The following is a 12,983-nucleotide window of genomic DNA, read 5'->3' as shown; positions in this document are numbered from 1 at the left end:
GACTGGTTTAATTAACTGATGAAATACGGTATTCTGATGTGACAAAACCTGAATCCTGGTCGTTAAAGTGTTTGTTTGCACTCATATTTTAACTGTTCGGACTCAGGTTTTTTTATTTAAATCAAACTATGGGACAGCAGTGGCCTCAGCCCGCTTTTTTATTGAATGAATTTTAATCTTGCTCGGTATAAGGATTTTCAAAACCTAACTTTGCTAAAATCTGAATTTCCAGACCTTCCATTTCTTCAGCGTCTTCATCTGAAGTTTCATGGTCATAACCCATTAAATGCAATGTGCCATGAACCAGCATATGGGTGAAATGCTCAATTGGTGTTTTGTTCTGATCAATGGCTTCTTGCAAAACCACAGGAATACAAATCACTAAATCACCAATGGGGAAGGCATCTAAATATTCAGCCATTTCATCTGGAATGTCGCTTGGGAAAGACAACACATTGGTGGGTTTATCTTTTTGACGATATTCCAGATTAAGCTTATGACTTTCGTCATTATCGACACAGGCAATGCCGATTTCGCAATTACTTTGTGTACCGATATAACGTAAAGCTGTTTCTACAACTTTTTTAATGTAGGCACGTTTCAAGACCAGTTCAGGGGCTTGAAAGTCCTGTTGTAGGGAAAGACTAAGTTTCAAAATGAATCCTTATTTAAAGCTCACTGCTGTGCATCGGCAGCAGCATCATTTTCAGCGATTAAGGCCTCTTGACGCGCTTTACGTTCTGCCCGAGCTTCAGCACTTAAACGCTGTTGTTCACTGTCCCAACCCTCATAGGCTTCAACAATTTTTTGTACCAATTGATGACGCACCACATCACGAGAGTGGAAACGGGTAATATGAATTTCCGGAATTTTATCAATCACACGTAAAGCGTGTGATAAACCTGATTGCTGACCACGCGGTAAATCGACCTGAGTCACGTCACCGGTAATCACTGCACGAGAACCAAAACCTAAACGGGTCAGGAACATTTTCATCTGTTCAGGAGTGGTATTTTGTGCCTCATCTAGAATGACGAAAGAATGATTCAGGGTACGACCACGCATATAGGCGAGGGGCGCGACTTCAATCACCTGACGTTCAATCAGTTTGGCGACTTTTTCAAAGCCCAGCATTTCATACAGGGCATCGTAAAGGGGGCGTAAATAGGGGTCGATTTTCTGGCTTAAATCACCCGGTAGAAAACCGAGTTTTTCACCGGCTTCAACCGCAGGACGCACAAGCAGGATACGCTGAATTTCATTGCGTTCCAGCATATCGACTGCCGCTGCCACGGCCAGATAAGTTTTACCTGTCCCGGCAGGACCAATACCGAATGAAATATCGCTCTGTAAAATACGTTGCACATAGCGTTTTTGGTTCGCGCCGCGCGGGTTAATACGACCTTTACGGGTTTGTAACCAGACTTCATCCAGTCCGGTATGTTCTTGGTGTTCATCAATCTGTAATTCACGGTCAGTTTGACTGCCCTGAATCATCAAATGCAATGTGTCAGCGCTAATTTGCTGGCTAATTTCAGTTTCTTCATACAGACGCATCAAGAGGGTTTCAGCTCTCTCTACTGCATCGAGCTCCCCATCGATGAAAAATACATCACCTCGATGGGAAATTTGGACATCTAAACGTTGTTCGATTTGTTTCAAGTGACCGTTATAAGCACCCAGCATGCCTTTTAAACGCTCCATTGAAACACCAGGAAAATTTACTGTACGTCGAATCGCTGCAGTCAAGAGAATTCCTTATAAAATGATCTTACTGATCACCTTACATTACGCCACGTCAGGCTCAAGATTCAATAGCTCACCGTAAACAAAATTTAAAGTTTTAATTTCGGTAATCTCAATCTCTGCAAAACGCCCAACCCAAGCCGGATCACCAATAAAGGAGACATAACGGGTGTTGTCGGCCGTACCCACCAGCAGGTTCGGATCCTTGTCAGAAACATTTTCAATCAAGACACGTTGAATCGTTCCCAGCATGGCATCTGTTTTATCAATGCTTGAACGCTTGATCCATTTTTGTACTTTGCCAAGACGTTCTTTTTTCACATCTTCAGGGGTGCTGTCTGGTAATTCAGATGCTGGTGTACCTGGACGTTTTGAATAGATGAAGCTATATGAATGGTCGAAATCCAAATCTTGAATGAATTGATAGGTCTCTTCAAAGTTTTCGTCGGTTTCGCCTGGGAAGCCAATAATAAAGTCTGAAGATAAATGCATATCAGGGCGGACTGCACGTAACTTTTTAATCTTTTCGATATAGACATCGATGGTGTGGTTACGTTTCATCGCTTTCAATACATCGTTTGAACCACTTTGTACGGGCAAATGCAGATGTGAAACCATTTGTGGTAAATCACGGTAGCATTGAATGAGGTCATCATTAAATTCAAGCGGATGTGAAGTGGTATAACGCAAACGACCAATCCCCGGAATTTCAGCGACTAAACGCAGTAAATCGGCGAAGGTACAGATATTGCCTTCAAACGTTTCACCACGGTAACCATTGACGTTCTGGCCGAGAAGTGAAATTTCACGCACGCCTTTTTCAGCCAGACCGGCAATTTCAGCCAGTACGTCATCTAAAGGACGCGAGACTTCCTCACCACGGGTATAAGGCACCACGCAGAAAGAACAGTATTTTGAACAGCCTTCCATAATCGAAACAAAAGCTTTGTAACCTTCAACGCGCGGTTCAGGTAAAAAGTCGAATTTTTCGATGTCTGGGAATGAAATATCCACCAGCTTGATTTTATCTTTCTTTGGTTTTTCAATTTGATCGCTATGCTGATCCAGCATTTGCGGCAAACGGTGCAAGGTTTGGGGACCAAAAACCATATCGACATAAGGTGCACGTTTTTGAATGTTGTCGCCTTCTTGCGAAGCCACACAACCACCAACCCCAATCACCAGATCAGGATTTTTTTCTTTCAGTTTGCGCCAACGACCCAGTTCAGAGAACACTTTCTCTTGGGCTTTTTCACGAATCGAACAGGTATTCATTAGCAGAATATCGGCTTCCTTCGGATCAGTCGTTAACACATAACCGTGTGAGTCGCCCAACAGGTCTGCCATACGATGACTGTCATACTCATTCATCTGACACCCTTGCGTTTCGATATACAGTTTTTTCACTGATCCGTCGGCTGGGGTGTGCTGTGGCTGGGTAACAGTGTTTTCTGAAGCAGCTTGGGCACTATTTGGAATGAAGGTTTGAACCGTCATGTAGGCTCCTAAAGGATAAATCGATGAAATCGCAATTTAAGATTTCCCCTACGTGGGGTAGTGCTAGCAGTATTTTCTATTTTATTTCAACAGTTAGCTGAAAGTCATGCAGGAAGATGATGCTGGCTGTAATCTTTAAAAGTTGCGATTCGAATACAAGAAAGGCGCATATTTTAGCAGGAATCGCGGCTAAACTTATAGATATAAATAAACTGACAATAAGATTGATTTATACAGTAAAAATGCTTGAAAATTAATATTGCCTAATCATAAGGTTACACAACAGAACAGTAGAGTAGTTTAATAATAATTAAACTAGTTAAAAATGATTAGGTGCGGCCAAGGCAATACTAATATGACAGAAGGTAAGCATATGTTTAATCGGGTAATCAATAAAAAATATTATAAAATGCTTGCTTTAAGTCTCGCATCGACAGGTTTCGTTTCTATTACCCATGCGGCAGATGAACAATTTAATGCTGCTTTACAAGCGGCTAATGCGGGAAATATTGGATTATTACAACAATACCAAGCCTCTATGCAAAATGATGTGCTGGGTTATTACCCTGAATATTGGTCACTGAACGCGAATTTATCTGCACAACCTTCCAGTAATATTGTTAATTTTGCACAGCGTTATCCGCAATCCGCCATGGCTGAAAAACTGGCAGCGGATTATGTCGAAGAAAAAGTAAAACAAGCCGATTTTGCAACTGCGCAACCGGTTTTGCAGTATGTGACCAATCCGGATCAGGCTGAAAGCTGTGCAGTGGCACAAGTTCGAGCAAAGTCAGGCGATCCGCTGGTTTTTGCTGAATATAAGGATGTTTGGCTCACCACCAATTCACAACCTGAATCATGTACCGGTTTGGGACGCATGATGCTTTCTAGTCCACTCATGACCGAGCAGGATAGACAGCAACGTTTGTGGGGACAGCTTCGTGCAGGTCAGTCTGGTCAGGCTTTGGCTACAGCACAGACTTTGGGTATGAGTTTATCGCTCGCGCAACTCAATCAAATTCAAGCCAATCCTCTAAATTACTTATGGTCTGCGCCTAAGGCATCAACTGCTGATCATGCCTATTTAGTTTTTGCGATGGGACGTTTAGCAGATAGTGATTTAAATACTGCAATATCTTCAGTGCAAAACGCTGCACAAGGCACACCGCTACAAGTGCAAAAAGCCTTATATCGGGCGGTAGGCTATATTGGCGGCACTACGGTGATGAAAAATAACTTCAATCGTGAAGTGCTGAATTATCTGGATGCCAGTTATGGATTGCCATTCAGTTCAGAAGAAGCGGAAATTTATGCTCGCCAAGCCATTCGTTTTAGTAGCTGGGAAAGTTTAATTCGTGCCATTGATGCCATGAGCGTGACCCAAAAACAGGAAGATCGTTGGCAATATTGGTTGGCACGTGCATCAGAGCAGCGCGGAGATGCCAACTCTAAACGTACTGCACAGGAAATCTTTAAAAAATTGGCGCAAGGTGATGATTACCACAATTTATTGGCCAAAGATAAACTGGGGCAAAGTTACAACAATATTCCCAATAATGTTCAACCCTCCAATAGTGATGTGCAGCGCTTAAGCCAGGATATTCATTTTAGTCGTGCTTTTGCGTTACGCCGTGTCAATGCACCGGATAATTATATTAATCGCGAGTGGAACTGGGCGGTCCGTCAGGCCTATTTAAAACATGATGATGGCTTACTGCTCGCTGCAGCGAAACGTGCCACGGATATGGGCTGGTATGACCGGGCAATCTATGCGGCCGAACGTACTGAAAATAAACATAATTATTCATATCGTTATGCCATGCCGCACCAAAACTATGTGGTGAGCCATAGTCGTAATGCAGGGATCGATCCGGCATGGGCGTATGGGCTGATGCGTCAAGAAAGCCGTTTTAATACCGGTGCGCGTTCCCATGTGGGCGCGGGGGGGCTGATGCAGATTATGCCGGATACCGCAAAACTGGTAGCACGTCAGATGGGAGAAACGTATAACCCGGCGGCATTAACGGATATGAATACCAATATTCGTTATGGCACCTTTTATTTATCCATGATTCAAAGTCAGTTGAGCAGTAGTTCTGTTCTGGCCACAGCAGGTTATAACGCAGGTCCAAACCGGGCACGTCGTTGGCAGCCCGATTCGCAGTCGATTGCTGCGGATCAATATACTGAAACCATTCCACTCACGGAAACACGTGATTATGTAAAACATGTGATGACCAACGCAACGCATTATGGGGTGTTGCTTGGACAAGGGGCACAATCTATTGAAAAAAGAATGAATATCATTCCATTGAGAATAAATCCTTAAATTTTAATTTTGTTGATGGGGTTTGAGTTATTAATGATTGTTTTTGACTACACGCCAGTTTTAACCAGGTTGGCACTGTTCGTCGTGAGCGGTGCAGGACTGGGGCTGTCTTCATCTCATATTTTTGCAGCGCCAGTGCAAGGGTATGTGATGGTGGTACAAATGACGCCTGCGGTGTGTATGTTGGATAATCAAAAATCAAAAAAACGAAAATGTTTAGAAGGTTATTCTCTTAATATTTCAGGTTTATTGCCCGAAACGTCAGAACCGGAGTGTAAAACGGCGGCTTCAGCAGCCTTATCACCCTTACAAGCGAAAGTCGTGGCACGCATCATGCCGGATGAGAGTACGCGAGTTCAGCTCTGGCATGCGATAGGGGGGTGTGTGCCGATGAATGCAAGTCAATATTTTCGTACTGTAATTAATTATGCAGAACGTCTAAAAGTACCTGCTGAACTCACCAGTCCTGAAAGTCGAACCATGCATATCAGCAATCTTCGCTTGCAATTTTTACGTTTAAATCCGGCTATGCCTGTGAGTGCGATTAAGTTTAATTGCGCAGCTGTGAATGGAACGCCCATTCTGACAGAGGTCAAACTTTGTTATAAATCTAATGGGCGGTACAAACAGTGTCCAACAACAGTTGAAACGAATTGTCCAAACTCTTTCACCATAAAAGGTTCTTATTAAGCTTTTCGGCATATTTTATTTATATTTCCTATCAGACTTTTGTTGAAGTTCTATCTCTTTTGCATGCATCAGTCCAATGATTGGAGTACAATCTTCGGCGTTTATGATTATTAGATTAAATGGACTAACTATTTAATCGCATTGACTATCCTCAATTGGAGATAATTAGATGAAGCAAGCCGTTCGTGTTGCCGTTACTGGTGCTGCAGGTCAAATTGGTTATAGCTTACTATTCCGTATCGCAAGCGGCGAGATGCTAGGTAAAGATCAACCGGTTATTTTACAATTGCTCGAAGTTCCTTTTGAGAAAGCTCAACAAGCGCTTAAAGGCGTAATGATGGAACTTCAAGACTGTGCATTCCCTCTTTTAGAAGGCATGATCGGTACTGATGATCCTAAAGTTGCATTCAAAGATGCTGACTACGCGTTATTGGTAGGTTCACGTCCACGTGGTCCAGGTATGGAACGTGCTGACTTATTAAAAGTAAACGGTGAAATCTTCATCGGTCAAGGTCAAGCACTAAACGAAGTTGCTAGCCGTGACGTTAAAGTTCTAGTTGTTGGTAACCCTGCAAACACGAATGCTTACATCGCAATGAAATCTGCTCCAGATCTTCCAGCGAAAAACTTCACTGCAATGTTACGTCTTGACCACAACCGTGCTGCATCTCAAATTGCTGCTAAAACTGGTAAAGCGGTTAAAGACATCAAAAACCTTACAGTTTGGGGTAACCACTCTCCAACAATGTATGCTGACTACCGTTTTGCAACAATCAACGGTGAAAGCGTTAAAGACATGATCAACGACCAAGAATGGAATGCAAACACATTCCTTCCGACTGTTGGTAAACGTGGTGCTGCGATCATCGAAGCACGTGGTTTGTCTTCTGCTGCTTCTGCTGCAAATGCTGCAATCGACCATATGCGCGATTGGGCTCTTGGCACAAACGGCGAATGGGTAACAATGGGTATTCCTTCTGACGGTTCTTATGGTATTCCTGAAGGCGTGATGTTCGGTTTCCCTGTAACGACTGAAAACGGCGAATACAAAATCGTTCAAGGTCTTGAAATCGACCAGTTCAGCCAAGAACGTATCAACTTCACGTTGAACGAACTTGAAGAAGAGCGCGCAGCAATTGCTGACATGCTTAAATAATTTAATCTTCTAGATTAAGTTAAAAAAGCACTCCATTTGGGGTGCTTTTTTTATGCTTGAAATTTACAGTTGAACAAAAAATAACAAGCTGTGATGCAGTAATAACTGAATTTTTAGGCGTTTTAGTCTAATTTGAAGACTAATAATAACGGCTTAAGGATAATGACATGTTTGATCAGCAACCTACATTGGAACTCTTATTTGAACAATTGGGACTCGACGCGAGCCAAGAAGCCATTGATCAGTTCATAGAAACACATCAATTGACGATGGATGTCGCTTTGCATCACGCTCCATTCTGGACCCCAGCACAACATGATTTCCTGATCAGTCATTGGAAAAAGGATGATGACTGGGCGATGGTGGTGGATATCTTAAATGAGCAATTACATACTGAATATCAGCCACATAAATAAGATAAATTTTTAATCACAAATTGAAACAACATAATTAAAGGGATGACTATTATTTTTCTGATATTTCTTATAAGTTAATTGAATAATAAATGACAATTTAACGAATAAGGAGTTTGCAAAGATGATGAGTAATAAACCATCCTTAGAATTATTGTTTTCGCAGTTGGGATTGGCCAATAGCCCTGCAGCCATTGAGCTTTTTATACGTACCCATCAGTTACCTGCAAATCAAAATTTACATGATGCACCTTTCTGGAGTAAATCTCAGCGTGAATTCCTGATTCGTTATCTGGTTGAAGATGCGGATGAATGGGTCATCTGGATTGATGAGCTGAATCAGCAATTGCATATGAATGCCAATAAATTACAAATGGCTTAAAATTGGAATAAATTTTTTAAAAGCATACTCAAATAAAAAACTCTCCATTTTAGGAGAGTTTTTTATTTTGTGGAATTAGTGCAATTTGCTTTGCAGCAGTTTCACAAACCAAATTTCTTCACGTACCACCCTAAACGAAGGATGCTGCTGTAATAGTTCTAAATCAAAGTCCGCAGATTTACTGTATTTGGTTAACCAATGTCGAGTTAATGCGATTTGATTTTTAGAAACCGATGCATATGCAAGGAAAAAATAGATATCACTGTGTTCATGTTGCGATAGCGGTTTTAAAATCTGCTGGGTAATTAAAGCAAAACGCTGTTCCTTGGTGATTTCGAAATACAGCATATAGGCTTTAGCCAGATGTAAAGACAGATTCAAATACAAACGCATCGGCATTTCTTCATATTCAATCCGTGCCTGCTCTAAAAGAACCACGGCCTCTTGCAGAAAATGAATCTGTTCTTGACGTGAATTGCTTATCACCACCAGTTGTAAACGTAAATCAGCACGTTCTAAGGCAAGATCCGGCGTATTGTTTTCCAAATACAATTGATCTGTCTCACCGATACGCTCGATAATTTTTTTTGTATTTTCAAACATTAGCCAATACCTCATTGATGAATAATCAGTATATAGGGGCAAAACCAGGAATTTAAAGGCAAATGCAGCATCCTGCTTTTATAATAAACAATTAGAACAAGACATTACCACTACGTAACCATGCGGTAATCGACAAGCGTTGATGCTTGGCTTTAATCACTTCATGCAATAAATCGCTTTGGAACATGGCAATGCGATTCGGTTTGGGCTGAATGGTGTGCCATTGCCCGTTTTTGTCCTCTAGATGCAATTCTCCACCCCAGTCATCTTGCCAATCTTCATGTAAATAATAGACCGTAGAAATCATACGACCATTTTTACCCTGTGGATTGTCGCGATGCAAAGCGTAATATTCTCCCGCGTTATAGCAGGCAAAATGTGCTTCGACTTCTTGTATGCCTAAATAGAAATTACGGTTTAATAGTTGAGAGATTTCTTGAAGCGTTTCAATGTGATGTTGTGCGATTTCTAGTTCTTCGCCAATCCATAGAATATGGTCACTGCGGATTTTGCTGACGACACCATTTTGAATGGCTGCATCGCGAAAACGATTTAAATTAGAAGTGCATTCTTCAACTAAAGCATCTACATAGTCTTGAGGGTAGGCATTGTCAATAAGGGTAAAACCTTGTTGATCTAAATCTTCAATAATCTGATCAACATTCCATGACTTTGGGAGGTGAATTGCATCCATACACATGTACTCAAATACAATCTAGAGAAAGGTGACGTATTCTAGAGCAAGATATCCTTCGGAATGAAACATTTTTTCATGCTAAAATGTCGGTTGATTATAGGAATTAAAGAAACATGAATTACCGTCACCATTTCCATGCAGGCAACTTTGCCGATGTTATGAAGCATGTGTTATTGCTCCAACTTTTAGCACGTTTAAATGCCAAAGATAAACCATATCGCTATATCGATACGCATGGTGGTGCAGGTAAATATGATTTATCTACCTCTGCTGCACAAAAATCAGGTGAGTTTTTAAACGGTATTCATCGTTTGGTAAAGCTTGATGATTCCATCATTCGTAATGCTCCTGAAGGTGTGAAGCAATATCTTAAAATCGTTGAAGATATGCGTGCCGGTTCAGGCAAAGGCGCTTATCCAGGTTCACCTTGGTTTGCACTAGAAGGTATGCGCGATATTGATAAAGCGACAATCTTCGAAATGCAAAAAGAAGTTTTTCAAGAGTTGTATTTCAATATTCGTGACCGCCGTGCCGGTCTGCATGAACGTGATGCTTATGAAGGTTTGTTGGGGGTTATTCCGCCGAAAGAAAAACGCGGTTTGGTGATGATTGACCCACCTTACGAATTAGAACGTAAAGATTTCCCTCAATTGGTAGAATTGCTTGCTGCTGCACACAAAAAATGGCCGACAGGTTGTTTTGCAGTTTGGTATCCAATTAAAGACCGTGCCATGATTGATCGTTTTGAAAAGAAAATGATGAAAACCGGTATTCGCCGTCAATTGGTGTGTGAAATTTGTGTATGGCCCGATGACACCCCAGTCGGTTTAAATGGTTGTGGTTTACTTGTGATTAATCCACCTTGGAAGTTTTCTGAGGATGCTGATGAAGCACTACAATGGTTGTTCCCGCATTTACGCATGAGTGAAAATGGTGGGCATGCCGCTGTACGCTGGTTAGTTGGCGAATAAGATATACCTTTAAGAGAGATACGGTTACAGTTAGGATCGACAAGAATGACAAGTATAAATAAACCTGAAAGTGAATCTTCTACACGTGATGAACATAGTTTTGATGGCATCACTTTTGAAGTGGAAGAAGAAGAGCAAACCCATGAGGGACAAAAGGTGAAACGTCGTGGCATCTATCTGTGGCCGAATCTGATCACGACAGCAGCATTGCTGTCGGGGTTTTACTCGATTATCGCCAGTATGAATGGTGATTTTACCCAAGCGATTTACGCTATTTTTCTTGCAGCGTTGTTAGATGGTTTAGATGGCCGAGTTGCTCGCGCGATTGGCGCACAAAGTGCTTTTGGCGAACAATATGACTCTTTATCCGACTTGTTAGCGTTTGGTGTGGCACCGGCTATTCTGATGTATAGCTGGAGCTTGCATGATTTAGGTCGTATCGGTCTGGCATGTTGCTTTGTTTATACCGCATGTGCGGCATTCCGCTTAGCCCGTTTCAATGTACAAATTGGCGTGGTCGATAAACGCTACTTTATTGGTGTTGCAAGTCCCTTAGCCGCCATTTTGATTATCACCATGGTTTGGGTTGGACGTGATTTCCCTGCAATTTTTGATTTGCGTGAAGTCGGTATTCAAATCATCAATGCTGTACTTATTGTTGCAGTCGGCTTGTTGATGATCTCAAATATTAAATATTATTCATTTAAGACTTTTGACCGTAAACGCGTGCCTTTTGTGGTGTTACCGATCGCTGTATTTATCTTTGCCGCGATTACTTATAATATTCCAGTAGGGATTTTAGTGATTTCTATTATCTACGCACTCTCTGGTTTCGTAACGACATTCATGGCCAGAAAAAACACCCCCATATAAAAATGAGACCTCTATACTGAAAATAAAAAGGAGCATGATATGCAGTTGTTTCAAGATTTATTTGACCAGTCTAAACAACTCAATCAGGCTCCATCTCAGGCGCAATTGGCTTATCATGCGCAAAAAGGGCGATATAAAATTATTCATCAAGGGTTGATGATTCCGAATTTGCCAGCGCCATTACATTATTTAAACTTTTTGAGTGTGATTGGTCAGCCCAATGTCCCCATGCTTCGCAATGAAAGTGCAATTCATTCCACTGCTTTAGATACAGCGACCATTATTGCCAGTGTCAGCCCACATATGAGGGGGCAATTAAATTCCTATTCTGTAGAAAAAGAATGTCAGTTTAAAAAAGAATATTTCAAATTTGCAGATCGAGAATTGATTTCAGGACGTTTTCCGCATTTTCGGATTCAGCGCGAAGATAAAGAACTGAGTTTTGATTTATCGGTGACCACCAGTAATATTATTTCTTATTTTACCAAATTACGTATGGGCTTGGCGGATCACTGGTCTGCATTGTGTCAATGTGAAGGCCGGATTGTCTATAAAGGGCAGAAATTTGAAATTCAGCAAATGGGCTGTTTCGAATATGCACGTTCGATTAACTTTTCCTATTTGCCGTTAGCATTTTTTACTTATCAAATTATTAATCTGGAAAATAATCGTCAGCTTTTGTTAGCACAAATTCGTGACCCTTTTAATAGCATTGTGCAATCCCGTTTGTATTTACGGGATGCCAAGACGGGCATGGCACAAATGTTTGACGATAATGTCCGTTTTAAAGTCCATCGTGTTTATCCGAAGGTGAAAACACCAAATGGACAATATATGTATTTGCCGCGTGAATTTGAGTGGGGCTATGAAGGAAAAGATGGCACCTGTATTTCAGTTCAGGCACAAAGTCGCGGAGATTTTAAATTTGGTTTGGCTGCCGGCTATGTAGGTAGCTTTAAATATCAAATCAAAATTAATCATCATGAAGAAATGGGCGAAAGTGGCTACTGCGAATATATCGATTGTCGTTCATTGAACTGGCAGGAAAAAGATAAAGAAGAAAAAATGCGTGATGAATTGGTCAACACAGTACCTTTTGCGTGCAAAAAATAAGAAAATCCCTATATTTTGAAGAATAAATAAACAGTCGAAGCGTTATTTCTAAAATAATGTGGAAAAGGGGTTGTGTCTGACCTGAAATGCTGTAGAATGCACATCCATCGGCGGTGATGTTGATTAAAACTTGTTGAGAAACAAGGATTTAGCCTGAGTGGTGTGAATCTGGAAGTCTTGGATGAGTTTAAAAATAATCAATAAAACCTGTTGACTTTTTAGAGATAGAGAGTAATATAGCCGACCTAGCTTGCTGCTGACGAAGTAGCAAGAAGATCATTAAGAGATTATGAAGAACAACTTGTGTGGATTTTTACCGGTTGATCGATCGAAATTATTTTCATTGATTGATGGTAGAAATTACTCGAAGTTTATTTGAGAAATATTTGTCAGAAAATTGATGAGCCAGATTTGGTGTTTTGAATAAAGCACTATTGATTTTAAACTGAAGAGTTTGATCATGGCTCAGATTGAACGCTGGCGGCAGGCTTAACACATGCAAGTCGAGCGGGG

The 12,983-nt window shown here is 41.2% G+C and carries 13 protein-coding genes and 1 rRNA gene; 9 read left to right on the top strand and 5 right to left on the bottom strand.

Annotation, left to right across the window (positions count from 1 at the left end):
* Window positions 1-172: 172 nt before the first annotated feature.
* The 3 genes from ybeY to miaB are packed head-to-tail and all read right to left on the bottom strand — an operon-like array spanning window position 173 to window position 3,243.
* A complete protein-coding gene (ybeY, locus tag E0409_RS15750; protein ID WP_131292370.1) occupies window positions 173-655 on the bottom strand; it encodes an rRNA maturation RNase YbeY in 483 nt (160 codons plus the stop codon).
* Between the two features lie 20 nt (window positions 656-675).
* Complete coding sequence (locus E0409_RS15745) at window positions 676-1,749, bottom strand: PhoH family protein (protein WP_131292368.1); 1,074 nt, start codon at window positions 1,747-1,749, stop codon at window positions 676-678.
* A gap of 39 nt (window positions 1,750-1,788) precedes the next feature.
* On the bottom strand, window positions 1,789-3,243 hold the full coding sequence (gene miaB / locus E0409_RS15740) for a tRNA (N6-isopentenyl adenosine(37)-C2)-methylthiotransferase MiaB (RefSeq protein ID WP_131292367.1): 1,455 nt from the start codon (window positions 3,241-3,243) through the stop codon (window positions 1,789-1,791).
* 409 nt (window positions 3,244-3,652) lie between these two features.
* On the opposite strand from miaB, the gene E0409_RS15735 reads away from it, so the two are divergent.
* The 5 genes from E0409_RS15735 to E0409_RS15715 all read left to right on the top strand — a co-directional run bounded on the left by E0409_RS15735 (window position 3,653) and on the right by E0409_RS15715 (window position 8,213).
* Window positions 3,653-5,572, top strand: coding sequence for a lytic transglycosylase domain-containing protein (locus E0409_RS15735; protein WP_165541352.1), 1,920 nt, complete (start codon window positions 3,653-3,655; stop codon window positions 5,570-5,572).
* Window positions 5,573-5,605: 33 nt separating this feature from the next.
* On the top strand, window positions 5,606-6,262 hold the full coding sequence (locus tag E0409_RS15730) for a ribonuclease T2 family protein (RefSeq protein ID WP_131292363.1): 657 nt from the start codon (window positions 5,606-5,608) through the stop codon (window positions 6,260-6,262).
* Window positions 6,263-6,431: 169 nt separating this feature from the next.
* A complete protein-coding gene (locus E0409_RS15725; protein ID WP_131292361.1) occupies window positions 6,432-7,418 on the top strand; it encodes a malate dehydrogenase in 987 nt (328 codons plus the stop codon).
* Window positions 7,419-7,585: 167 nt separating this feature from the next.
* Window positions 7,586-7,834, top strand: coding sequence for a DUF2789 family protein (locus tag E0409_RS15720; RefSeq protein WP_131292359.1), 249 nt, complete (start codon window positions 7,586-7,588; stop codon window positions 7,832-7,834).
* 121 nt (window positions 7,835-7,955) lie between these two features.
* Entirely contained in the window at window positions 7,956-8,213 is a 258-nt protein-coding gene (locus tag E0409_RS15715) for a DUF2789 family protein (protein ID WP_502699853.1), read from the top strand.
* 75 nt (window positions 8,214-8,288) lie between these two features.
* Here E0409_RS15715 and E0409_RS15710 read toward each other — a convergent pair whose 3' ends face one another.
* Entirely contained in the window at window positions 8,289-8,816 is a 528-nt protein-coding gene (locus tag E0409_RS15710) for a hypothetical protein (protein WP_131292357.1), read from the bottom strand.
* Between the two features lie 91 nt (window positions 8,817-8,907).
* Window positions 8,908-9,510 carry a 2OG-Fe(II) oxygenase gene (locus tag E0409_RS15705; protein WP_131292355.1) on the bottom strand — a complete coding sequence of 201 codons (603 nt, stop codon included), beginning with the start codon at window positions 9,508-9,510 and terminating at the stop codon, window positions 8,908-8,910.
* A gap of 116 nt (window positions 9,511-9,626) precedes the next feature.
* Between E0409_RS15705 and E0409_RS15700 the strand changes: the two genes are divergently transcribed.
* From E0409_RS15700 to E0409_RS15685, 4 genes are all read left to right on the top strand, one after another.
* Window positions 9,627-10,484, top strand: a complete 858-nt coding sequence (locus tag E0409_RS15700; RefSeq protein WP_131292353.1) for a 23S rRNA (adenine(2030)-N(6))-methyltransferase RlmJ — start codon at window positions 9,627-9,629, stop codon at window positions 10,482-10,484.
* A 45-nt stretch (window positions 10,485-10,529) separates the two neighbouring features.
* Window positions 10,530-11,357, top strand: a complete 828-nt coding sequence (gene pssA, locus E0409_RS15695; RefSeq protein ID WP_131292351.1) for a CDP-diacylglycerol--serine O-phosphatidyltransferase — start codon at window positions 10,530-10,532, stop codon at window positions 11,355-11,357.
* A gap of 39 nt (window positions 11,358-11,396) precedes the next feature.
* A complete protein-coding gene (locus E0409_RS15690; RefSeq protein ID WP_131292349.1) occupies window positions 11,397-12,470 on the top strand; it encodes a DUF6670 family protein in 1,074 nt (357 codons plus the stop codon).
* A gap of 442 nt (window positions 12,471-12,912) precedes the next feature.
* Window positions 12,913-12,983 (top strand): 16S ribosomal RNA (locus E0409_RS15685); the annotation flags it as partial.

Source organism: Acinetobacter sp. ANC 4862, from assembly GCF_004336635.1.
In the GTDB taxonomy this organism is placed as follows: Bacteria; Pseudomonadota; Gammaproteobacteria; order Pseudomonadales; family Moraxellaceae; genus Acinetobacter.
Note: the sequence above shows the minus strand (reverse complement) of the source record. Positions and strands in the feature narration are given on the sequence as shown.